Annotated in this window: 19 protein-coding genes and 1 other RNA gene; 10 read left to right on the top strand and 10 right to left on the bottom strand. The window is 51.6% G+C overall.

All coding sequences use genetic code 11. From position 1 onward, the window contains the following. The first annotated feature begins 21 nt into the window (after nt 1–21). Both rprA and apbE read left to right on the top strand, forming a co-directional pair. Nucleotides 22–133, top strand: an RNA gene (gene rprA / locus JFY74_09380) — antisense sRNA RprA. Between the two features lie 91 nt (nt 134–224). Beyond that, entirely contained in the window at nt 225–1,271 is a 1,047-nt protein-coding gene (gene apbE, locus JFY74_09375) for an FAD:protein FMN transferase ApbE (protein QQG30204.1), read from the top strand. 213 nt (nt 1,272–1,484) lie between these two features. On the opposite strand, the gene ppsA is transcribed toward apbE, so the two are convergent. Then, complete coding sequence (gene ppsA / locus JFY74_09370) at nt 1,485–3,863, bottom strand: phosphoenolpyruvate synthase (protein ID QQG30203.1); 2,379 nt, start codon at nt 3,861–3,863, stop codon at nt 1,485–1,487. A 300-nt stretch (nt 3,864–4,163) separates the two neighbouring features. Between ppsA and JFY74_09365 the strand changes: the two genes are divergently transcribed. From JFY74_09365 to JFY74_09340, 6 genes are all read left to right on the top strand, one after another. Then, complete coding sequence (locus JFY74_09365) at nt 4,164–4,985, top strand: kinase/pyrophosphorylase (GenBank protein ID QQG30202.1); 822 nt, start codon at nt 4,164–4,166, stop codon at nt 4,983–4,985. Nucleotides 4,986–5,188: 203 nt separating this feature from the next. Further along, complete coding sequence (locus JFY74_09360; protein QQG30201.1) at nt 5,189–6,235, top strand: 3-deoxy-7-phosphoheptulonate synthase; 1,047 nt, start codon at nt 5,189–5,191, stop codon at nt 6,233–6,235. Between the two features lie 216 nt (nt 6,236–6,451). Next, a complete protein-coding gene (locus JFY74_09355; protein QQG30200.1) occupies nt 6,452–7,501 on the top strand; it encodes a hemin-degrading factor in 1,050 nt (349 codons plus the stop codon). After that, complete coding sequence (locus JFY74_09350) at nt 7,498–8,316, top strand: hemin ABC transporter substrate-binding protein (protein QQG30199.1); 819 nt, start codon at nt 7,498–7,500, stop codon at nt 8,314–8,316. The genes JFY74_09355 and JFY74_09350 overlap by 4 nt, the downstream gene beginning before the upstream one ends. After that, nucleotides 8,313–9,317, top strand: a complete 1,005-nt coding sequence (locus JFY74_09345; protein QQG30198.1) for an iron ABC transporter permease — start codon at nt 8,313–8,315, stop codon at nt 9,315–9,317. The genes JFY74_09350 and JFY74_09345 overlap by 4 nt, the downstream gene beginning before the upstream one ends. Next, a complete protein-coding gene (locus JFY74_09340; GenBank protein QQG30197.1) occupies nt 9,310–10,107 on the top strand; it encodes a heme ABC transporter ATP-binding protein in 798 nt (265 codons plus the stop codon). The genes JFY74_09345 and JFY74_09340 overlap by 8 nt, the downstream gene beginning before the upstream one ends. Before the next feature lie 20 nt (nt 10,108–10,127). Here the strand turns inward: JFY74_09340 and JFY74_09335 are convergent, their stop codons facing one another. Continuing rightward, the gene (locus JFY74_09335) at nt 10,128–11,579 is read right to left on the bottom strand and encodes a YdiU family protein (GenBank protein ID QQG30196.1); all 1,452 of its coding nucleotides are present in this window, start codon (nt 11,577–11,579) and stop codon (nt 10,128–10,130) included. A gap of 186 nt (nt 11,580–11,765) precedes the next feature. After that, nucleotides 11,766–12,491, bottom strand: coding sequence for an EAL domain-containing protein (locus tag JFY74_09330; GenBank protein QQG30195.1), 726 nt, complete (start codon nt 12,489–12,491; stop codon nt 11,766–11,768). Between the two features lie 647 nt (nt 12,492–13,138). Here JFY74_09330 and JFY74_09325 point away from each other — a divergent pair. Continuing rightward, nucleotides 13,139–13,699, top strand: a complete 561-nt coding sequence (locus JFY74_09325) for a recombinase family protein (GenBank protein ID QQG30194.1) — start codon at nt 13,139–13,141, stop codon at nt 13,697–13,699. Nucleotides 13,700–14,025: 326 nt separating this feature from the next. Here JFY74_09325 and JFY74_09320 read toward each other — a convergent pair whose 3' ends face one another. Further along, nucleotides 14,026–14,172 carry a hypothetical protein gene (locus JFY74_09320; protein QQG30609.1) on the bottom strand — a complete coding sequence of 49 codons (147 nt, stop codon included), beginning with the start codon at nt 14,170–14,172 and terminating at the stop codon, nt 14,026–14,028. Nucleotides 14,173–14,257: 85 nt separating this feature from the next. On the opposite strand from JFY74_09320, the gene JFY74_09315 reads away from it, so the two are divergent. After that, nucleotides 14,258–14,908 (top strand): hypothetical protein, encoded by a 651-nt coding sequence (locus JFY74_09315; protein ID QQG30193.1) that lies wholly within the window; start codon nt 14,258–14,260, stop codon nt 14,906–14,908. Between the two features lie 84 nt (nt 14,909–14,992). On the opposite strand, the gene JFY74_09310 is transcribed toward JFY74_09315, so the two are convergent. From JFY74_09310 to JFY74_09285, 6 genes are all read right to left on the bottom strand, one after another. Continuing rightward, entirely contained in the window at nt 14,993–16,552 is a 1,560-nt protein-coding gene (locus JFY74_09310; GenBank protein ID QQG30192.1) for a cache domain-containing protein, read from the bottom strand. 399 nt (nt 16,553–16,951) lie between these two features. Further along, on the bottom strand, nt 16,952–17,119 hold the full coding sequence (rmf, locus tag JFY74_09305) for a ribosome modulation factor (GenBank protein QQG30191.1): 168 nt from the start codon (nt 17,117–17,119) through the stop codon (nt 16,952–16,954). Nucleotides 17,120–17,422: 303 nt separating this feature from the next. Further along, nucleotides 17,423–17,989: a membrane integrity-associated transporter subunit PqiC gene (gene pqiC / locus JFY74_09300; GenBank protein ID QQG30190.1), complete on the bottom strand. Its 567-nt coding sequence runs from the start codon at nt 17,987–17,989 to the stop codon at nt 17,423–17,425. Next, nucleotides 17,986–19,629, bottom strand: a complete 1,644-nt coding sequence (gene pqiB / locus JFY74_09295) for an intermembrane transport protein PqiB (GenBank protein QQG30189.1) — start codon at nt 19,627–19,629, stop codon at nt 17,986–17,988. The genes pqiC and pqiB overlap by 4 nt, the downstream gene beginning before the upstream one ends. Beyond that, the gene (pqiA, locus tag JFY74_09290; GenBank protein QQG30188.1) at nt 19,616–20,923 is read right to left on the bottom strand and encodes a membrane integrity-associated transporter subunit PqiA; all 1,308 of its coding nucleotides are present in this window, start codon (nt 20,921–20,923) and stop codon (nt 19,616–19,618) included. The genes pqiB and pqiA overlap by 14 nt, the downstream gene beginning before the upstream one ends. Nucleotides 20,924–21,227: 304 nt before the next feature. Further along, nucleotides 21,228–23,138, bottom strand: coding sequence for an ABC transporter ATP-binding protein (locus JFY74_09285; protein QQG30187.1), 1,911 nt, complete (start codon nt 23,136–23,138; stop codon nt 21,228–21,230).

The following is a 23,138-nucleotide window of genomic DNA, read 5'->3' as shown; positions in this document are numbered from 1 at the left end:
CCATAATCCATAGGATAAATACCGGAGCTAGTATTAACCTACTGTTTGTCCATGAGGTTTCCTCCTCGTCAGAGTTAGTAACGAATTGCTGTGTGTAGTCTTTGCCCATCCCCTGAGATGGGCCTTTTTTTTCCTTTCATTTGTCTTCCATTCAATTACGCCTCATCCCTTTTTTGTTACTCTCCTGTCTGCCTACTCTCAGTTCAGTTTTTCAGGAGTTTTTCATGATGCCTCTCGCCGCGAAGAGATTGCTACTCTGTGGCTTATTCTGCCTTCTGACAGCCTGCGATAATCCAACGCCGACAACACAGCGCCCTTTGTTGACCATTGAAGGCAAAACCATGGGGACGTTTTACAGCGTAAAAATTAGCGGCGACGTCACCGAAGACAAAACGCAGTTGCAACGAGAAATCGATGCCCTGCTGGAGCAGGCCAATAACGACATTTCCACCTACCGTGACGATTCGGTACTGTCGCGTTTTAATCAGTACAGGGGAACGGATCCCCAGCCCATCAGCAATGGCATGGCGGATATTATTCTGGCCGCGCTGCGTATCGGTAAAGCCACGCACGGCGCGATGGATATCACCGTCGGCCCGTTGGTTAATCTCTGGGGATTCGGCCCGCAGAAGCAACCTACGCGGATTCCCAGCCAACAGCAGATTGATTTAGCGCGGCAAAATGTCGGGCTGCGCCACCTGAAACTGATAAGTGATGAAAAAGGCGAGTGGATTCAGAAAGACCTCCCGGATTTGTATGTCGATCTCTCCACGCTGGGCGAAGGGTACGGCGCAGACATTCTCGCGCAGCTAATGACGCGTAAAGGGATCACCAATTATCTGGTTTCCGTCGGCGGTGCGATTTCCAGCCGTGGGGTGAATGCCGAGGGTACGCCGTGGCGTGTGGCGATTCAGAAGCCAACCGACCAGGAAAATGCAGCGCAGGCGGCGGTGAATTTGCAGGGTTATGCGATCAGCACCTCCGGCAGCTATCGGAATTATTTTGAGGAAGACAGCAAGCGCTATTCTCACGTTATCGATCCCGAGACGGGCAGACCGATTACTCATCAGTTGGTTTCTGCAACCGTGATTGCGCCAACCGCGCTGGAAGCCGACGGCTGGGATACGGGTTTGATCGTGTTGGGAACGGAGAAGGCGTTGAAGCTGGCGGAGCAGCAGGGGCTGGCGGTTTATCTGATTACCAAAACGGATAAGGGCTTTAGCGCAGTGATGACGCCACAGTTCAAATCCTTCCTGATTGCAGCACAGTGATTTTCAGCACGGCTTGCGATAAGCAGCGGCCGAGCGGTGGTAATGGATAGATCGTAAAGACGCTGTAAATACACCCCTGTACGCTCGGATTGCGCCATCCATGGCGCAAACGCTTTACTCTTCTATTCCATTACCACCGTTTTCATTCTGTAAATATTGTTTCAACAACCTGAATGGCTGATGACTACGGATATCAGACACCCACAGTGCGGATTACTTGTGCTCCGCCAGATTCAGCCAGGTTTGCACCACGGTGTCCGGGTTGAGCGACAAGCTATCGATGCCCTGTTCCATCAGCCAGATCGCGAAATCTTCGTGATCTGACGGGCCCTGACCGCAAATACCGACGTATTTACCCTGTTTCTTGGCAGCTTTAATCGCCATCGACAGTAGCGCCTTCACCGCATCGTTACGTTCATCAAACAGTGACGATACCACGCCAGAGTCGCGATCCAGACCCAACGCCAGCTGCGTCATGTCGTTTGAACCGATGGAGAAGCCATCAAAGTGTTGCAGGAATTCATCGGCCAACAGCGCGTTGGACGGAATTTCGCACATCATGATGATTTTCAGGCCGTCTTCGCCACGGCGCAGACCCTGACTCGCCAGTTCGGCAATCACCGCTTCCGCTTGCGCCACGGTACGAACGAACGGGATCATGATCTCGACGTTCTTCAGGCCCATCACGTTACGCACGCGTTTGACCGCTTCACATTCCAGCGCAAAACAGGCTTTGAAGTCCGGCGATACGTAGCGGCCTGCACCGCGGAAGCCCAGCATCGGGTTTTCTTCTTCCGGCTCATAGCGTTCACCGCCGACCAGATTGGCGTATTCGTTCGATTTAAAATCGGACAAACGGACAATAACGCGCTTCGGCGAGAATGCCGCTGCCAGCGTCGCGATCCCTTCCACCAGACGACCTACGTAGAATTCCACCGGATCGTCGTAGCCCTGCATCAGCGTTTTGATCTCGCGTTGCAGCTCAGGGGCTTGCTGGTCGAATTCCAGCAGCGCACGCGGGTGTACGCCAATCATGCGGTTGATGATGAATTCCAGACGCGCCAGACCGACGCCATCGTTTGGCAGGCAGGCGAAATCAAATGCACGGTCAGGGTTACCTACGTTCATCATGATTTTCAGCGGCAGTTCAGGCATTTCATCAATCTGTGAACTCTTCACGGAGAAGTCCAGCAGATCCTGATACACATAACCGGTGTCGCCTTCCGCACAGGACACAGTCACTTTCTGCCCTTTGCGCAAACGCTCGGTCGCATCGCCACAGCCCACGACAGCCGGAATGCCCAGCTCGCGTGCGATAATCGCCGCGTGGCAGGTACGTCCGCCGCGATTGGTAACAATCGCCGCCGCTTTCTTCATGATCGGTTCCCAGTCTGGGTCGGTCATGTCAGTCACCAGCACATCACCCGCGTTGATCAGGTGCATCTCGCTGATGTCCTGAATCACTTTTACTTCGCCCGCACCGATACGGTGGCCGATCGCACGGCCTTCCACCAGCACCGTGCCACTGGCAGGCAGGTGATAACGCTCCATGACCTGGCCGTTGGAACGTACGGTCTCAGGGCGTGCCTGCACAATATAGAGTTTGCCCGTGTGGCCATCTTTCGCCCACTCGATGTCCATCGGGCGGCCGTAGTGTTTCTCAATCATCAGTGCCTGACGTGCCAGCGCCTGCACTTCGTCATCCGTCAGACTGAAACGTGTCGTTTGTTCTGTCGGCACATCTTCAATCCGCACCTGCTTGCCATGTTCCTGGCTCGCGGCATACACCATACGGATTTTTTTCGATCCCATGTTACGGCGCACAATCGCCGGTTTGTTGTTCTGCAAGGTCGGTTTGTGAACATAGAACTCATCCGGGTTCACCGCACCCTGCACCACCATTTCACCCAAACCGTAAGCCGAGGTGATGAACACCACCTGATCGAAACCGGATTCGGTATCGATGGTGAACATCACGCCTGCGGAGGCCAGATCGGAACGCACCATGCGCTGCACACCCGCCGACAGCGCCACGCCACGGTGGTCATACCCCTGATGTACACGATAGGAGATCGCACGATCGTTAAACAGCGACGCAAACACGTGCTTCACCGCCACCATCACCGCGTCAATGCCCTGCACGTTCAGGAAGGTTTCCTGTTGGCCGGCAAAGGACGCATCCGGCATATCTTCTGCCGTGGCGGAAGAACGCACGGCAAACGAGGCGTCTTTCTCACCGTCGGCCAGTTGCTGATAGGCGTCACTGATTGCCTTTTCCAGCTCCGGCTGGAATGGCGTATCAATAATCCACTGGCGAATCTGCGTACCGGCGCTCGCCAGTTGACTCAGATCGTCAATGTCGGTGCGATCGAGCAGCTCATAAATGCGCTGGTTGATCCCGCTTTGATTAAGAAAATCATTAAACGCCTGCGCCGTTGTCGCAAAACCGTTGGGAACGGCTACGCCCAATCCTGAAAGGTTGGTGATCATTTCACCCAGAGAGGCATTCTTGCCCCCCACCCTTTCAACGTCGTGCATACCGAGCTGGTTATACCAAAGGACATTACGCAAATCAGGGCCGTTATTGGACATCGAAAATAATCCTTTCTGCATACAATTAGGGTATGAAAGAGTTCGGTTGAGAATCGCCTCAACGCAATCAGGTTAACATAGCGTTTTGATGAACATGGACAGGTGAATCGATCAACCTATGAAAAAAAACTGATTTCACGGCGAATGATTGCTTAACGCGGTAAAAATCCAATATCGTAGGAGATTAGCATTCTTTATCATGAAGATAATGAAATGGCGTTTTAATAAAAGTATTCTTGAAACGCAATTTTTGACGAGGTTAACGTGTTCGAGCTGTCGGAAATATCACAAGGGGGTTATGTGGAAAGGAACGTATTTTATGTCTCGGACGGTACAGCCATTACGGCGGAAGTGCTGGGTCATGCGGTGTTATCCCAGTTCCCCGTGAACACGGTTAGCTATACCTTACCTTTCGTGGAAAGTGAAGCTCGCGCCAAAGCCGTATGTGAGCAAATCAATACGCTATATCAGCAAACCGGTGTGCGCCCGCTGGTGTTTTACTCCATCGTCACGCCGACCGTGCGTAACATTATTACCAGCAGCGACGGGTTTTGCCAGGACATCGTACAGGCGCTGGTTGCCCCCTTGCAGGAAGAATTGAACACGCCGCCTACGCCGATTGCCAACCGCACTCACGGTTTGACGGCCAATAACCTAAGCAAATACGACGCCCGTATTGCCGCCATCGACTATACGCTGGCGCACGATGATGGCATTTCGCTGCGCAACCTCGATCAGGCACAGGTTATTTTGCTGGGTGTGTCACGCTGCGGTAAAACGCCGACCAGCCTGTATCTGGCGATGCAGTTCGGCATTCGCGCCGCCAACTATCCTTTTATTGCCGATGATATGGATAACCTGCGCCTGCCTGACGCGTTAAAACCTTTCCAGCACAAGCTATTCGGGCTCACCATTGATGCCGAACGGCTGGCGGCCATTAGGGAAGAGCGTCGGGGCAACAGCCGCTACGCTTCGTTGCGCCAGTGCCGCATGGAACTCAGTGAAGTTGAAGCGCTATTTCGCAAACATCAGATTAAATATCTCAATACCACCAATTACTCCGTTGAGGAAATTTCCGCCAAAATCATCGACATTCTCGGCATGAGTCGGAGAATGTACTAGTACATGATAGATTTTTTATTCTGATGCGGTTGTAATGTGCGCCATTTCGTTTATTGTGTGCACCATCACTTCCCGGCATTTCGCCGCTGCGAAGCAACCTTTTAGTCGGAAACATAGCCTGAAAACGCTGTCTGAAAACACTGTCATGTCCATGCATTTCGGTGACGACAGGTTTTCGGCTTGACCGTATTCAGAGATAAAACATGCTGCAAACAGATGAACTGCGGAGCGCGCGCATCGAGAGTCTGGTTACGCCTCAAACGTTACTCGCCAGACTCCCGATTACCCCTGCCGTTGCCGAAAATGTCACCTCGTCACGCAAGAAAATTGAAGCCATTCTAACCGGTCAAGATCCCCGTTTACTCGTCGTGGTTGGCCCGTGTTCCATCCATGATACCGATAGCGCGTTAGATTATGCGCGCCGTCTGGCTGCACTACGCACGCAGTATCAGGATCGACTGGAAGTCGTCATGCGCACCTATTTTGAAAAACCGCGCACGGTGGTGGGCTGGAAGGGACTCATTTCCGATCCGGCACTCAATGGAACCTTCCAGGTGAATGAAGGGCTGGAAATTGCACGCCGCCTGCTGCTGGACGTCAACCAGCTTGGATTGCCGACCGCGACGGAATTCCTCGATATGGTCACTGGCCAATATATCGCCGACCTGATTAGCTGGGGCGCGATTGGCGCGAGAACTACCGAAAGCCAGATCCACCGGGAAATGGCCTCGGCGCTGTCCTGCCCTGTTGGCTTCAAGAACGGCACAGACGGTAATACACGCATTGCCGTCGATGCCATTCGTGCCGCTCGCGCCCAGCACATGTTCCTCTCGCCGGATAAGCAGGGCTTCATGTCGGTCTACAAAACGCAGGGCAACCCGTTTGGCCACATTATTATGCGTGGCGGGAAAAAACCGAACTACCACGCGGAAGATATCGCCGCCGCCTGCGATCATTTGCGTGAATTCTCGCTGCCCGAACATCTGGTGATCGATTTTAGTCATGCCAACTGTCAGAAACAGCATCGCCGTCAGCTCGACGTTGCCAATGACATCTGCCAGCAAATTCGCGCGGGTTCACGCGCCATTGCGGGCATCATGGCGGAAAGTTTCTTAATCGAAGGCAACCAGCCGGCGATCAATCCTCTGGCATTGACGTATGGGCAATCCATTACCGATCCGTGCCTGAGCTGGCAGGATACCGAAACGCTGCTGGCACGTCTGGCAGACGCCGTCGACAGTCGTTTTTAATCCGATATACGCTGGCACACTCACCTTCCCCGGTAGTGTGTCAGCCATTTTCCTGCTTTCCCCCGCCCATCTCGCTATCTCGCAGCACGTAAATACCTCTTACGATTCTTCTTATTCCACTTATTAAGAAAACTTCACTTGAGGTTGCGTTTTTGTTACATGAAAATGATTCTCATTCATTGCTATAATCAACACGACAACGATTAAGGGAACGAGATGCAGACGTCCATTTACCAACAATACCTCCAGGCTAAAGTAGAACATCCGCGTAAATACGCACGCGATCTGGCTGCACAACTCGGCATCAGTGAAGCGGAATTAACTCACGCCCGCGTCGGACACGATGCACAGCGTCTACAGGGTGATGCCAAAGTTTGGCTTAGTGCACTGGAGCAGGTTGGTAATACCAAGTCGATCACGCGCAACGAATACGCCGTGCATGAGCATACCGGTTACTATCAAAACCAGACGCTTGATGGGCACGCTGGTCTTATCCTCAACCCGCGCGAGTTAGATCTGCGTTTGTTCCTTTCTCAATGGGCTTCCGCCTTTGCGCTGCGTGAAAATACCGCACGCGGTGAGCGCCAGAGCATTCAATTTTTCGATCATCAAGGTGATGCCATTCTGAAGGTCTACACGACCGACACCACAGACATGGACGCCTGGCAGCTATTTGTTGAGAAATTTACCAGCAGCGACAACCCCGCGTTGGCACTTCGTCCAGCAAACAGCGTAGCCGCCGAGCCGGTCGTTGCCCATAATCCTCAGCTTGAAGCAGACTGGCGTGCGATGACGGATGTGCATGATTTCTTCATTCTGCTCAAGCGCTATAACCTGACGCGTCAGCAGGCGTTTAACTCGGTCGCTGACGATCTGGCCTACCGCGTAGAAAACGATGCGCTGTCACAGATTCTGTTTGCCGCGCGTGAAGATCAGAACGAGATCATGGTATTTGTCGGTAACCGTGGCTGTGTGCAAATCTTCACCGGTACGCTTGAGCGTGTAGAGCGTATGGAGCAGCATGCGGAATGGATTAACATCTTTAATAAAGATTTCACCCTGCATCTGATCGAAGGCGCGATCGCTGAAAGTTGGATCACGCGTAAACCGACGGCCGACGGTATTGTGACCAGCCTCGAACTCTATGCCGCAGACGGCTCTCAAATTGCACAACTCTTTGGGCAACGTACCGAAGGCACGCCGGAACAACAGCAGTGGCGCGACCAGATCGATGCCCTAAAACCGCATAAGGATCTCGCCGCATGAAAAACTGGCTATTCCCCCTGCTATTGACACTCCCGCTGGGGGTGTCTGCTGCCGAACGTATCGTTTCTATCGGCGGCGACGTCACGGAAATCATCTATGCGCTGGGCGCGGAGAAAGATCTGGTTGCGCGTGATAGCACCAGTCTGCACCCGGAAGCCGTGAAGAAACTGCCTGATGTGGGCTACATGCGCCACCTCAACGCGGAAGGTATTCTGGCCATGAAACCGTCACTGGTTCTCGCCAGCGATCTGTCCCAGCCATCGCTCATCCTGCAGCAGGTAGCGGACAGCGGCACAAAAGTGGTTCATGTAACCGCCGAGCCATCGCTGGATGCGGTGCCGAAGAAAATCGGGGCCATTGCTCAGACGCTAGGAAAAGACGCAGAAGGTAAAAAACTGACGGAAACTTATCAGCAGCAACTGGCGGCAGTCAAAACCTCACCGCTGCCGGTTAACGTGCTGTTCGTTCTCAGCCACGGCGGCATGACCGCACTGGCTGCGGGTAAAAATAGTCCGCCAGACACGATTATCCGCAGTGCCGGATTAAAAAATGCCATGCAAAACGTTGAGCGCTACCAGCCATTGTCACAGGAAGGCGTGATTGCCAGTGCGCCGGATCTGATTCTGATATCCAGTCAGGGGCTGAAAACGTTGGGTGGTGAAGCACAGGTCTGGAAATTACCCGGTTTGGCATTGACGCCTGCGGGTAAAAACAAGCGTCTGTTAGTGGTCGATGACATGGCGATGCTGGGCTTCACGCTCGAAACGCCAGCGCTGATGGCAACGCTGCGTCAGACAGCCGAAGCGATCAAATGACGTCACGCTTTCACCCGCGCACGTGGTTGATCGCACTGCTGTTACTGATGGTGGCACTGATGGTCGGTGCCGCCAACATGGGCGCGCTGACCCTATCGCTCAAGATGTTATGGCAAACGCCGCTTGACGATCCAATCTGGCATATCTGGTTGAATATCCGCGTACCCCGTGTGCTGCTGGCGATCCTCGTCGGCGGCGCGTTGGCCTGTTCCGGCGCGATTATGCAGGGGTTATTTCGCAATCCGCTCGCCGATCCTGGCCTGCTTGGGATCAGCAGCGGTGCCGCACTCTGCGTCGCGCTAACCATTGTGCTGCCGCTAGGCCTTCCCCCGCTGCTGGCGCTTTACGGCCCGATGTTTGCCGCTTTCGCGGGTAGTCTGGCAATTACGGCGATTATTTTCATCCTCAGCCGCTCCGAACAGGGTGGATTAACGCGATTATTGCTGGCAGGCATCGCGCTCAATGCACTGTGCCTTGCCCTCATCGGCGTGTTGACCTACATCAGCACCGATCAGCAACTGCGCCAGTTCTCACTGTGGGGAATGGGGAGCCTTGGACAGGCACAGTGGCCCATGCTGCTGGTTGCCAGCACGTTGGTCATCCCTGCCACGATCGCCACGTTATACTACGCGCACCGTCTGAACGTGTTGCAATTAGGGGACGAAGAGGCGCACTACCTTGGCGTCAACGTGAAACGCACCAAGTACACGCTACTGCTGCTCAGCTCGCTGTTGGTTGGCGTAGCAGTGGCGGTCAGCGGCGTGATCGGGTTTATCGGGCTTATCATTCCACACCTGATGCGCATGCATCTGGGTGCCGACCATCGCTGGCTCATTCCCGGTTCTATCCTCGGCGGTGCCTGCCTGCTGTTGTTTGCCGATACGCTGGCACGCACGCTGCTTTCTCCGGCAGAAATGCCCGTTGGGTTGTTAAGCAGCCTGATTGGCGGGCCATATTTCTTATGGCTGATCGTTCAGCATAAAGGACGGGGAAATGACTGACTCAGCGTACGACCGGACGTTAGTCGCACGTCATCTACGCTTTCAGACCAACGGACGCTACCTGACGGATGACGTTTCTCTGGAATTGCACAGTGGGGAAATTGTCGCGATTATCGGCCCTAACGGTGCGGGGAAATCTACCCTGCTCCGCTTACTGACCGGTTATTTGACGCCAGATGAAGGCGAGTGCCTGTTAGCCGGACAGCCTTTTTCACACTGGCAGCCCGGCGCACTCGCAAAAACGCGTGCGGTGATGCGTCAACATAGCGGCATGGCGTTTGCGTTTAGCGTACGGGATGTCGTTGCGATGGGGCGTTCCCCGCATGGGCGCTACCCGAAAAATGATGATGTTATTCAGCAGGTCATGGCGCAAACGGGCTGTCTGGAACTGGCTACGCGCGACTATCGTCAGCTTTCCGGCGGGGAGCAACAGCGTGTGCAACTGGCTCGCGTGCTGGCGCAGCTGTGGCATCCAGAGCCGACGCCGGGTTGGTTATTTCTCGATGAACCGACTTCGGCGCTGGATCTCTACCACCAGCAGCACCTCTTACGGCTGCTCAAGCAGCTTACACGCGAACAGCCGTTATCCGTATGCTGCGTCCTGCACGACCTGAATCTGGCCGCGCTGTATGCCGACCGCATTCTGCTGCTGCATGAAGGGAAGCTAGTCGCACAAGGCACGCCTGCGCAAGTGCTACAGGCCGAGACGTTGACCCACTGGTATCGCGCCGATCTCAGCGTCGGTTCACACCCTGACTACACCATTCCGCAGGTTTATCTGCGGCAATAGTCTGTCATCCCTGCTCTAGCCTAGCTGGAGCAGGAAATCTCCAGATGCTTACCCCACTCTGGCGGTAACGCCGCTAAGTCGTTCTTCTCCGGCTGTTCATCAAACGGTTGGCACAGCGCCTGATGCAGACGCGCCAGCACACTGATGTCATCACTTTCCGCCCGTTCAATCGCCATTTGTGCCAGATAATTACGCAGAATATATTTCGGGTTCGTTGCATTCATCAACCGACGACGTTCCTCATCGCCCTGCTCTTCCTGCATCAGCCTCTGGCGATAGGTCGCAAACCAGCTATCGAACGCAGCCCTGTCGATGAATTCATCACGAAGTGGCGAGCGCGATGCCTGCTTTTCGCTGTCTGCCAGCAGGCGGAACGTGCGGGTGTAATCGCTGCCTTCTTGCTGCATCAAACGCAATAGCCCGACCAGCACGTCATTATCTTCAGAACTTGCGGTAAAGAGGCCCAGCTTAGCGCGCATCAGCGTGCCATAGTGCTGCATCAACGCCGGTTCGTAGCGTGCAAGCGCACGTTCCAACGTTTCCGTGTCCATCAGCCCCGACAGCGCCTGCGCCAGACGATGCAAATTCCACAGCCCCACGGCAGGCTGATTGTCAAACGCGTAGCGCCCGCGATGGTCGGAGTGATTGCAAATGAAATCGGGCTGATAGGCATCTAAAAAGCCATAAGGGCCGTAATCGATAGTCAGTCCCAGAATCGACATGTTGTCCGTATTCATTACGCCGTGCGCAAAACCAGCGGCCTGCCAGTGTGTAATCAGACGGGCAGTACGCTCTACCACATCGCCGAACCACAGCTCATAACGACGCTCGTCGTTTTCCCACTGCGGCCAATGGCGGGCGATCACATACTCCACCAACTGACGCACTTTTTCTGGCTCGCGGCGATAGTAGAAGTGCTCGAAATGACCGAAGCGCACATGGCTCTCTGCCACGCGCAGCAGCATCGCCCCCTTTTCTTCCTGCTCACGCTGGACCGGATGTGTACTGGTAACAATCGTCAGCGCCCGCGTGGTGGGAATTCCCAGATGGTGCATCGCTTCCGAGGCCAGAAATTCGCGTATTGCTGAGCGCAGCACCGCACGACCGTCGCCCATGCGCGAATATGGCGTCAGCCCCGCGCCTTTCAGATGCCAGTCCATACTGCGGCCATCTGCCAGCTGTTGTTCCCCTAGCAGGATGCCACGCCCGTCACCCAACTGACCGGCCCACGCGCCAAACTGATGACCGCTATAAACCTGCGCCAGCGGTGCCATTCCCGGCAGCAAACGCTCGCCGCTCCAGACGGCATCCTGTTCTGGCGTAAACCAGTCAGACGACAGACCGAGTTCCGCGGCCAATCCCTCGCTGTGATAAAGCAGGCGAGCGCCATGCAGCGGCGTCGGCTGTAGCGCGGTATAGAACCCCGGAAGTTGGTCAAAATAATGATTTTTGAATAATGGCGTCTGCTGCATCCTGTCTCCCTAATACCACTCTATTCAGGTGAAGAGAGCCACGCGCTCACCACACAACAATTAACGGGTAGATAGAAAGTGTAGAGGGATGGCACTGAAATTAACACGGAGGAAACGCAGGGGTATTATTTTCACGATCGGTATTCAGGAAGCCCTTCGCCCCCGAAGACGGTTGGCGCGATTAAGTCAGCCAATAAGTGCCGTGCGTTGCTCAAGCCTGTCAAAATGTACGGCAGGCCACATCTGTCCTTGAACGGCATCAATGTTCAGCAGTCTCATTTTATTCAGGTTAGCCATCGTATCGATCTCCTTGGCAACAATACTGATACCTGCATAACTGTTTTTAATCGTCCGCAGTAACGGTTCCATCATCAGCGTATTGGCCGGGCGCGATAAAAGCTGCCCGATGAACTGACGATCCAATTTCACGCCACGAACGAGCCCATCGTGCAAAGGTTTCAGCGTTGTCTTGCCAGAACCGAAATTATCCAGCCATAAAGGAACGGATTGGCTCAAATTCAACAGCGCGGCATTTTCTTTGCCCTGCGATAGCTGGGGGAAAAGCTCATTAATCTCCAACAAAACAAAATCGAGGTGTTTGATTTCACCGCGCAGCACGTCGGATTTAATTAACATTTCGGTTATTTGACGCCCTACCTTCAGCACTAGCTGAATGTGGTTATCAATAAACCATGCGGATTTATCTTTGATAAAAAGCAGCTGTTCACAAATAAAATCATATTGTTGTTGTGGGCTTAACTGCATAAGGAGAATATCGGCAGGCATACTCAACTTGCCAGAAAGCCCATTAAAATGGCTGATCATTTCAACTGCCAACAGCGTTCCATCCAACCTGAATATCGGCCAAAAAACGTAGTCACTGGTGTAGTCAATCGCAAGATGGATGCGCATGATCTGTACTGCATGGAATGAATAATAATCACATTACGTTATTATTATAGACGGCGCTACAGTGATTATCGCACAACGCACGAAAAGCGCTTTTCTGCCATGCAGCGGGTTCATTAATTAAGAGTTCTATTTCGTGATTCTAGGGGTTGAAGCCCAACTGTACGAAAACGTACGATAGGTACGTTTTTTGAACTATCCAGCCCAATGCTGGAATTCGAATCATTCCGGTGTGCACAGACGATACTGGCAGGTATTGAGTTATTTAACATGATACGCAACGGTCAATTTCATCATTCAGCCAGCGACTGATTGTCGCCGGCTGAACCGTTTTATTTTACGGTAAGGCCATGAGAGCATTTTTTCATAAAGCCCTGCAAATTCATCAAACGTTGCAGGATCAAACTTAGATAAATTACCACTATCCTCCAAGGCAGATGAAGTGTTTGACGATTGTATGAAAATCATAACGGATCACCATTTATTTACAATAATAAATTAATTAACAGTTTAATTTCTTGCTATTTACCTCATTTGTTACTCAAGGCAGAAGCGGAAAAACTGTCAAAATAAAGTTACTCTGTTCATTTATTGACACAAGTAATGAAAGGTCATGGATTCTTTCCTGACACATTCAGTATTGGAGGCGTATGAAAGGTCAACGTATTGGCTATATTCGGGTAAGTAGCTTTGACCAGAATCCAGAACGGCAACTGGATCAAACTCAGGTGGATAAAGTCTTCGTCGATAAAGCATCGGGTAAAGATACTCAGCGGCCAGAACTGGATGCACTGTTGTCATTCGTGCGTGATGGAGACATCGTGGTGGTTCATAGTATGGACAGGCTGGCTCGTAACCTGGATGATTTGCGCCGTCTGGTACAAAAGCTTACCCATAAGGGAGTGCGTATCGAATTTGTTAAAGAATGCCTGACATTCACTGGCGAAGATTCACCAATGGCAAACCTGATGCTCTCAGTGATGGGGGCTTTTGCCGAGTTCGAACGTTCTTTAATCCATGAACGTCAGCGTGAAGGGATCGCTTTAGCCAGGCTGCGTGGAGCTTACCGTGGACGGAAAAAATCACTGTCCTCAGAACAACAAATTGAAGTTCGACGGCGAGCAACGGATGGTGAGAAAAAACCCCAGCTTGCCCGCGAGTTTGGTATTAGTCGTGAAACGCTGTATCAATATCTGAAACAGTCTGATTAACTTCTCATTTTATTTATTCGTATGTGATCCGTAGCCAAGGAGGCACTTTTGCCAGCAGATTTTTTAAACGCGGAACAACGTGCCAATTATGGTCAGATGAAGTCCGGCTTTCGCTACTGCGGCATGCTCATATCAATATGCTGGGGTACTATACATTTACGCTTGCGGAACAGGTAACAAAAGGACAGCTAAAGGCCACTTAAGCAAGCAGAAAAGAGCGATGAATGGCCTTTATAGCCGCCTTTTGCCATGAGAATAAAAAACGCCATCTTGGTTAAAAAACGTACTTAGCGTACGTTTTCGTACGGTTGGGCTTCAGACCCCATCTAGCGCAGGCTCTGACCCAACCCTTTTGCTAGTTGCTGCAATTCATTTTGCTGTTCGGGGAAAGTCGTAACTAGTACCTGACACGCAGCAGCCAACGTGAGCCGCTGGACGAACGACAGGACGCCACGAACCAATTCCTCACACATTAACAATCTCTTTTTAGTCTATAAGATATATAATTTCCGACATCTCTGCTAAAACTCTAGCATACTAGCCACTATCGAGATCATCATGGGAAACTCTCAAGAAATATATTCAAAAAATTTATTTTTTATTTTATTTATCTTCATTATCTCCTTATGCATTCCTTATGCTAATAATAATTTATTTAAAATTTTCTTATTGTTAGGAACATTATCTCTATATCTGTATATGTTTATCATTCTACTCAATGTAACAAAGAGAGTAAGTGATCCAAAAATATCAATAAAAGAACTTAAATTTCTTTTTATCACCATCGCTGCCTTTTATTCTGGCTGCTATTTTTTTCTTGCCACAGTAGACCAAAATGAAGTAATGATATCAGGAATAAGGGAGGTAAATGCATCATTAGATTATGATTTTTATTCATTGTCTGGTTTTTATGACTATGCAAAAGATATCTTTAACACTTATCTGAATTGCGTTTATTACTCCGTAATGATAATGGCTACACTAGGTGACTCTAATATAGAGGCGAGCGGCGGAATTGCTAAACTGTTAGTTGCATCAGAAGTCGGGCTCACGTTGACGATAACAATATTTAAAGTTGGTGAATATTACAGTTTACGCTCATCTCAAGAAGCCCAGGAAATGGAAAAAAACATCATCAGCCGAATCGATAGCCTCAGTCGCCCCTCACTAACCTTAAAAGAAAAGATATTCAGAACATTTTTTAAATAATCACGATAACGATGTATCAATGACATAAACAACGTGGCTTATCAAAACGTTAAGCCACGCTGCTACAGCACGATTAAGCGTAAATTATCTTGCTCTCAGCACGAGATAGCTGCCTGCAGACTCATCAACGCGGAATTGTTCAACGGTGCGTGATAGATCCTGTGCCTGTTCACTCAGCGATCTTGCCGCGGCCAGCGCTTCTTCAACCAGCGCCGCATTCTGTTCAGTACTCTGATCCATCTGCGATATCGCGAGATTGACCTGCTCAATACCGGAACGCTGCTCTGCACTCGCCACGCTAATTTCGCCCATCATCGACGTGACACGATGTACGCTTTCAACCACTTCACTCATGGTATCGCCAGCCTGTTTCACGAAATCCGTGCCCTCGCCCACCTTGGCAACGGAATCATCAATCAAACCTTTAATTTCTCTGGCTGCGGATGCCGAGCGCTGCGCCAACGTACGCACTTCACTCGCGACCACGGCGAAACCACGCCCCTGTTCACCAGCACGCGCCGCTTCCACCGCCGCATTCAGCGCCAGAATGTTCGTCTGGAAAGCAATGCTGTCAATAACGCCGATGATATCCACAATTTTGCGCGATGATGAGCTAATGGAATCCATCGTCACGACAACCCGGCTGACAACATCCCCACCGCGCACTGCCACATCCGACGCCGACACCGCTAGTTCATTCGCGTAGCGCGCATTGTCCGCATTCTGTTTCACCGTTGCCGTCAGTTGTTCCATTGCCGCTGCCGTCTGCTCTAATGCGCTGGCCTGCGAATCGGTACGAGCAGACAAATCACCGTTACCCGATGCGATCTGCGTCGAAGCCGTGGCAATGGAGTTTGTGCTGCTGCGAACCTGATTAACCAGATGCGACAGGTTGTCGCGCATCGCGCGAATAGCATAGAGAATACTAGTTTGATCGCCCGGCTTTGTTTCAACGTCAACGCGTAAATTACCTTCTGCGATTTCGCGCACGACATCCACCGCATATTGCGGCTCGCCGCCAAGCTGGCGCATCAGCGTACGCAACATATTCCATGCAAATGCGGAAATGATTAACAGCAGAATCAACCCTAACGACAGCAGGATCAGCGCATTGTGCCAGAACGTCTGCTGAATATCGTCAATGTAATCACCGTAGCCAATCGTCCAGTCCCAAGGCTCGAATTTAATGACAGCATAAAGCTTCTCAACCTTATTCTGCTGACCTGGACGCGTCCCTTCTGCGATCACCGTGCCAATCGTATTGCCTTGAAGCGAAGCACGGTAGCGTTCTCCGGCTTCTTTACCGCCATTCGCATCGACGATGCCAATACGCTTAGGATTCGGGTGCACATAGTTCACGTCATTGGTGTAGCCGCGCACGAAGAAATAGCGATCGCCCTGATGGAAACTACCGATCGTCCGTTTGGCTTCTTTCTCTGCTTCATCACGCGACAGTTGGCCACTTTTCTCTAGTTCATACGCCTTCTGTGCCGCAGAATGAGCCAGTTCAACCAGCGTAGAGAGCTGGCCAGTGCGTTCACTCATCATCGTGTTATAGAGTGTGTTCAGCGCCACCGCAGATAAAATTAGCATTCCTAACAAGGTCGTACCGCATAGCAGTGCAATTCTGGTTCGTAATTTCACTATATTCTTCTCTCTAATCTCTAACTGCTTTTCAGAAAATTCCGAGGAAAAAATTACACTACATTGGCGCCTTGAGCCATACCATTCAGGTAGTAATGATAGATTTTTTAACAAAAAATAATGAAAAATTACCTTATTCGCTCAATTTAAAACCACAATCGAGCAATAACGAATAATAAATTGGCGAAAAATGATCGAAAGCGAAATAAATGCGTAAATGACGTTACAAAAGCAATAAAGCCCCAGTTTGTCATGCGAGGCTCATGTATTTGTCGTTCGCTTCCGTCAGTTGACCTCTGTGTCGATTGAACAGAGAGAGATGCAGAATCAGGGTATTTAGCCCTTAAAAAACAAAAGCCTCCGCAGAAGCGGAGGCGTTCCCTCTAATGACAAGGCGCGCTAAGCGGTAACAGCCCTGTCCTCCATGGCTTTTCGCCAGCCTCCCAACCAGTAAGACCGGGCATTAATTGATTGATAAGGACAAAATTCCTTTGGTCTACCGACAATATCTGCTTGATAACCACGTGAATGAGCCCGTTCCAAGCGATCGCGTTTCTGTCTCTTCATGCCTTATTTCCCTCATTATTTATCTGGTGGAAAGAAAACAATGATTACTTTATAAGCAATCACATAATATCAATACCGATTATTAAACCAAAGGTCAAGGCGAAAAATTCACGCCAGTGTCATATTTGTGATCCAAAATAGGAATTTTCCCCACGAAAAAGGGGAAAAACTTAACTGATTGAAAAAAGTAAAAAACCTATAAAAATGCAATGCAATCAAAGCATTACATCTTTATAGGCCTGATTTTCTTGGAACCGTAGTTGTTTCAAATAATGCTCGGATAATACTCAGCATGGGTAATATTTAGTTAAGCGTACTTGCCTGCTGAGCAATCGACTGGGCAACCTGCTGCCAACCTTGCGCCAGCGTTCTTACCAGCGCGTCATAACCATCTTCTGTTTGTGGCAGCATCACGCTAAAGGGGCGTTTAACCACTTTCCCCTGATAGGTCAGCATCCATTCACCACGCACGATAACATTGCCATCGTAACGACCGTGAAAACCCGTTACCACCACGTTCAGCACTGCCTGCTCACTTCCCTGCGGCTGTGTGGTCACGACCCAGCCGGGCAGCTTCAGCCCCAGGTTAGTCACCAGCACCTGCTGTAATTGTTGATCCAACGGGCTCGCCCACAGATTGTTACTGGCAATGACATATTGCACATCGTTAGTCTGGTAGACCAACCCTGCGTTGACGAGATAGTCCGCCACGCTGACATGTTCAACCCAAAGCGGATGCCCCTGAGTCATCGCGGTCTGCACCGTGCTAGTGTTCGCGGTTGTCGGTAGCTGATAATACGTTTTCTGGATATTGCTACTGCTGCATGCGCTCAGTACCAGCGCCATCGCCAGCGTCCATCCTTTAATCATTGTGTTGCCCTCTTCGGCTGAGGATCCTGACTCCCCTGCGCCTCAAACACCAAGGCGTTGCTTTTCTCGTTCAGGGTACGTAACACGGGCTGTAGCTCCCGCAACACCTGATCCAAACGCTGCATATCCGCCACCATCTTGTTATACGCCGGTGAACCGGGCTGGAAGCCTTTCATGCTGCGATTCAATTCAAGCAAGGTTTTTTGCATATCTTCTGGCAGATCCTGCATTGCTTTGCTAGATGTCAGCTTATTCAACGTCGCCAGTGTTTTTTGCATTTCACGCAGCATTGCCTGACTTTCCGCCAGTGTCTTCGTCGCTTCATTGACCATCGGGTTCAGCGGCAGGTTATTCACCTTATCTAGCACCGCCATCAGCTTCTGCTGAATCTGAGACAGGCCACCGTCAATCGTTGGCAGGATCGGATAACCATCAAAAACATAAAGCTGTTTATTAACCTTCTCTTTCGGATAAAAATCGAGATCGATATAAAGTGCTCCAGTGATCAGGTTTGCCGACTTCAGTGACGCGCGTAACCCTTGTGATGGCGCTTGTTTCAAGTGCTGTTCTATGTCGAATGAGTCCCCGATCCTTTTCGCAAAACGCTCTGGTTCAATGCGTATCAGCACAGGAATTCGATAGTCATCATCCAGGTCCTGCTGCATATTGCGTGGGAAAAATGGCGCTTCAGCAACCGTTCCCAGTCGAATGCCGCGGAATTCAACCGGTGCCCCCGCCTGTAAACCACGGATCGATTCACTGAAGAACAGCAGATATTCTTTATATTCGGTGTACAGCGAGTCCTGAATGCTACGTTGGCTATCAAAGAGCCGATACTGCGCCATTGTCTGGGCGGCATCCCCCAATTCCCATCCAGTGGGAACATCAAAGCTGACGCCACCGCTAAATAACGTAGTCAGCGAGCCCATTTCGACACGCATACCCTGTGCCGACATATCGAATGCGACGCCACTGTCTTTCCAGAAACGAACATTGGTCGTGACCAGGCCGTCATACGGCGCGGAGACAAACAGCTGATAGCGCATCTTGCGCGCCTTCGGATCAAACTCGCTGGTTTCCACCGACCCCACCCGATAGCCGCGGAACAGAACGGGATCGCCCGCATTCAACTGCCCGGATTGCTCACTGTCTAGTATCACCCTGATGCCTTTCGCATCCGGCGAAGCCAGCGGCGGCGCATCCAGCAGGGTAAACTCGCTTTTATCATTTTTACTGGCTCCGGGCTGTAGCTCAATGTAAGCACCGGATAAGAGCGTCCCCAGACCGGAAACCCCTTCGCGACCAATTTGCGGCTTCACCACCCAGAAAGCAGAGTCCTGCTTGAGCAGTTTACCCATACCGTCATGCAGTCGTGCTTTAATCTCCACCCGATGGAGGTCGTCACTCAGCACCACGCTTTCTACGATCCCGACGTCCACGTTACGGCTTTTGATGTTGGTTTTTCCCGCTTCAATACCTTCGGCGTTGCTGGTAATCAGCGTAATTTGCGGCCCCTGATGGCTGAAATGGTAAAACAGTATCCAGGCACCGATCAGTACCGTGACAATCGGCACAATCCAGACCGGCGACCAGCGTTTAATCGTTTCTACATCCGCAATGGCATGGTTATCTTTCGCCAACGGCAGGCTCCTTATGAAGAACATCATCGCGACGATCCCACAACAAGCGGGGATCAAACATCATCGCGGCAAACATGGTCAGAATCACCACAGCCGCGAACAGCACCGCCCCAATGGCGGGATAAATACTCATCAGCCGACCGATGCGCACCATCGCAGACAGGACGGCAATAACGAATACATCAATCATCGACCAGCGCCCAACAAACTCAACCATCTCATAGATGACATGCATCCGCTCGCTATCTTCCGTTTTCTTGGTTTTGCGATTGGCCTGCCAGCAAAGCCAGCCTAGCGCCAGCATTTTTAGCGATGGCACCATGACGCTGGCGACAAAAATCACCAGCGCGACAGGATAAGACCCCATACCCCACAGCAGGATAACGCCCGCCATGATCGTCGATCCCATGCGATCGCCGAAGGCTTCTGTCACCATGATCGGCATCAAATTCGAGGGGATATAGAGCATTATGGAGGTAATCAGCAGGGCTAGCGTCCATTGCAGGCTGTGCTTCTTGCGGGCATGTCCGCGTGAGTGGCAGCGCGGACAGATTAGCTGGTTAGCTGGCAGAATGGCGGTGCAACATGTGCATAAACGCAGCCCTTGCGATAGCCCGCTTTGTCCCAGAGCCGGTGGCGCAGGCAGCGCGGGCGGCGGCACGATGTCATTCCACAACCAGCGGCGATCGAGGCTTTGGAAGGCCAATAATTGTAGCAGACAGAACAGGACAAAAGGCATAAAGCTGGTGCCGATGCCGATATCACCATAGGCCATCAGTTTGACAAAGCTGACCAGCACGCCAGCAAGAAAAATCTCTGCCATTCCCCAACTTTTGAGGTGGAACAGCATTTTGCCCATGCTTTTTTTCAATGCCAGCGGCAGCGAAGCGTGTAGGCAAAGCAGAATGAGGGTCGCCATACTGAAAGCTGGAACCAGTTGAACAAACAGCATAAACAGCGTCGCGACGCTGGCGTAGTTTTCCGCCACCATCACTTTAGGAATTTGTATCAGGGTAATTTCGCTGGTGATTCCCGCTACACGCATAGAAACGAAGGGGAAGAGGTTTGCCAGCAATAGCATGACCAGCGCGCTCACCGCGTAGCCAACTGGCCGTTTACGCGGTTCCGTCTGGTGGTTGGTTAGCGTGGTTTTACAGCGTGGGCAGGTCGCCTTCTGACCGTGTAATAGCTCAGGTAACTCCACCAGCAGGTCGCACTGCGGGCAAAGCATATAGTCATCATGGTGATGCTCGTGTTGAAGATTACAGTCATGCCGATCGTGATGGGAACACACACGTTCTCTCCTTCAAAATTCGTCAGCTTCTGACTGAAAGCATCGTCACCAATGCCATAAGTGCACAGGTAAAGTACATCGTGCGGTGATAATGGGTAGATCGTAAAGACGCTGTAAATACGTCCCTGTACGCTCGGATTGCGCAGATATGAATCTCATCCCTGAGATTCACCCTTTCAGGGCCGTCGCTAGCGACGTTCAAAAACGTTCCTGACGTTTTTGTCCATGGCGCAAACGCTTTACTCTTCTATCCCATTATCACCGTTCTAGTTCGAGAAATAAGCTTGCCAGAAATCTGAATGAATTAGCCGTTTTTCTGTGCTTCCAGCTCTTCCCAACGTTCGAAACAGGTTTCCAGCGCGCTTTCCGCCTCCGCCAGAGCGCTTAAAACCTGCTGCGTCTCTTCGCGTGGGCGGTTAAAGAAACTGGCGTCATTCATTTGCGCTTGCAGCGACTCAATTTCCTGCTCCAGTTGCTCAAGACGCAGCGGCAATTGGTCTAATTCGCGCTGCTGGTTATAACTTAATTTCCCCGTGCTTCGTTTAGCGGACGGTGCGGTGTTCACCGTCGCCGCTGGCGCTGTTACCGCCGATGCAGCCGTCGTTCGCAGTGGTGTCGCCGTTGCACGCTGCTGTTGCGCATCAAAATACCCGCCGACAAAGCGAGAAATTTTGCCCTCGCCTTCAAAGATCCAGCATTCGGTAACCGAATTATCAACGAACTGACGGTCGTGGCTGACCAGCAGAACCGTTCCTTGATAACTTTCGATTAACTCTTCCAGCAATTCCAGCGTTTCCACATCCAGATCGTTGGTCGGTTCATCGAGAATCAACAGGTTACTGGGTTTGAGGAACAAACGCGCCAACAGCAGGCGGTTACGCTCCCCACCCGACAGCGCTTTTACCGGCGTCATGGCGCGTTTCGGATGGAACAGGAAGTCCTGCAAATAGCCCAGCACATGACGTGAACGGCCGTTGACCATCACTTCCTGCTTGCCTTCTGCCAGGTTGTCCATCACCGTACGTTCTGGATCGAGTTCAGCACGGTGCTGATCGAAATAGGCAACTTCCAACTTCGTGCCACAGTGCACGCGTCCACTGACCGGTTCTAACCCACCCAGCATTAATTTTAGCAGTGTGGTTTTGCCGCAGCCATTCGGCCCCACCAGCGCAATCTTGTCGCCGCGCTGTACCTGAGCGGAGAAATTACGGGTCAGTATCTTATCGTCAATCTGGTAGCTCACGTCTTCCAGCTCAAACACAATCTTGCCAGAGCGAGCAGCTTCTTCAACCTGCATTTTCGCCGAGCCCATCACTTCACGACGCTGCGCACGATCCTGGCGCATGGCCTTCAGTGCCCGCACACGTCCTTCATTACGGGTACGGCGGGCTTTGATGCCCTGACGGATCCACACTTCTTCCTGCGCCAGTTTGCGATCGAATTCCGCATTTTGCAGATCTTCCACCCGCAGCGCTTCTTCTTTCCCTTCCAGATACTTATCGTAGTTACCCGGCCAGGAAACCAGTTTTCCGCGATCGAGGTCGACAATGCGGGTCGCCATATTGCGAATAAACGAGCGGTCATGGGAGATAAAGACAATGCTGCCTTGGAACGTTTTCAGGAAGGTTTCCAGCCAGTCAATCGTCTCAATATCCAGATGGTTAGTTGGTTCATCCAGCAGCAGCACACGCGGTGAACTCACCAGCGCTCTGCCGAGTGCAGCTTTACGCAGCCAGCCACCGGAAAGCGAAGCCAGCGGCGCATCGGCGGACAGACCAAGCTGTTCCAGCACCTCGTGAATGCGACTTTCCAATTGCCATAGGCCCTGATGCTCCAAAACGTCCTGCAACTTAGCCAGTTGATTCAGGTTCTTTTCACTCGGATCGCTTTCTACCAGACGTAGCATGGCGTGATAGTTTTTCAGGTGATCCGCCTGTGCGGCGACCCCTTCAGCAACAAAATCAAAGACGCTACCAGCAACATCACGCGGGGGATCCTGTTGCAGGCGCGCGACAATCAGATCTTGTTCATAGGTGATACGACCATCATCCAGCGGGATCTCTTTGGCCAGAATTTTCAGCAGGGTCGATTTACCCGCGCCGTTACGGCCAACCAGACAAACACGCTCATTTTCTTCGATATGGAGTTCGGTGTTATCCAACAGCGGCGCATCGCTGAACGACAGCCACGCACCTGAAACACTGATTAAAGACAT

It is taken from the genome of Pectobacterium carotovorum, assembly GCA_016415585.1.
Lineage (GTDB): Bacteria > Pseudomonadota > Gammaproteobacteria > Enterobacterales > Enterobacteriaceae > Pectobacterium > Pectobacterium carotovorum_K.
This window is presented reverse-complemented; position numbering and strand designations above follow the sequence as displayed.

Excerpts from the sequence above, each read along its gene's own strand:
- JFY74_09320 (QQG30609.1), bottom strand. The coding sequence starts at position 14,172 with ATGTGTGAGGAATTGGTTCGTGGCGTCCTGTCGTTCGTCCAGCGGCTC.
- JFY74_09330 (QQG30195.1), bottom strand. The coding sequence starts at position 12,491 with ATGCGCATCCATCTTGCGATTGACTACACCAGTGACTACGTTTTTTGG.
- JFY74_09325 (QQG30194.1), top strand. The coding sequence starts at position 13,139 with ATGAAAGGTCAACGTATTGGCTATATTCGGGTAAGTAGCTTTGACCAG.
- JFY74_09335 (QQG30196.1), bottom strand. The coding sequence starts at position 11,579 with ATGCAGCAGACGCCATTATTCAAAAATCATTATTTTGACCAACTTCCG.
- JFY74_09345 (QQG30198.1), top strand. The coding sequence starts at position 8,313 with ATGACGTCACGCTTTCACCCGCGCACGTGGTTGATCGCACTGCTGTTA.
- pqiC (QQG30190.1), bottom strand. The coding sequence starts at position 17,989 with ATGATTAAAGGATGGACGCTGGCGATGGCGCTGGTACTGAGCGCATGC.
- JFY74_09360 (QQG30201.1), top strand. The coding sequence starts at position 5,189 with ATGCTGCAAACAGATGAACTGCGGAGCGCGCGCATCGAGAGTCTGGTT.
- JFY74_09340 (QQG30197.1), top strand. The coding sequence starts at position 9,310 with ATGACTGACTCAGCGTACGACCGGACGTTAGTCGCACGTCATCTACGC.
- rmf (QQG30191.1), bottom strand. The coding sequence starts at position 17,119 with ATGAAGAGACAGAAACGCGATCGCTTGGAACGGGCTCATTCACGTGGT.
- apbE (QQG30204.1), top strand. The coding sequence starts at position 225 with ATGATGCCTCTCGCCGCGAAGAGATTGCTACTCTGTGGCTTATTCTGC.
- JFY74_09285 (QQG30187.1), bottom strand. The coding sequence starts at position 23,138 with ATGTCTTTAATCAGTGTTTCAGGTGCGTGGCTGTCGTTCAGCGATGCG.
- JFY74_09355 (QQG30200.1), top strand. The coding sequence starts at position 6,452 with ATGCAGACGTCCATTTACCAACAATACCTCCAGGCTAAAGTAGAACAT.
- ppsA (QQG30203.1), bottom strand. The coding sequence starts at position 3,863 with ATGTCCAATAACGGCCCTGATTTGCGTAATGTCCTTTGGTATAACCAG.
- JFY74_09350 (QQG30199.1), top strand. The coding sequence starts at position 7,498 with ATGAAAAACTGGCTATTCCCCCTGCTATTGACACTCCCGCTGGGGGTG.
- JFY74_09315 (QQG30193.1), top strand. The coding sequence starts at position 14,258 with ATGGGAAACTCTCAAGAAATATATTCAAAAAATTTATTTTTTATTTTA.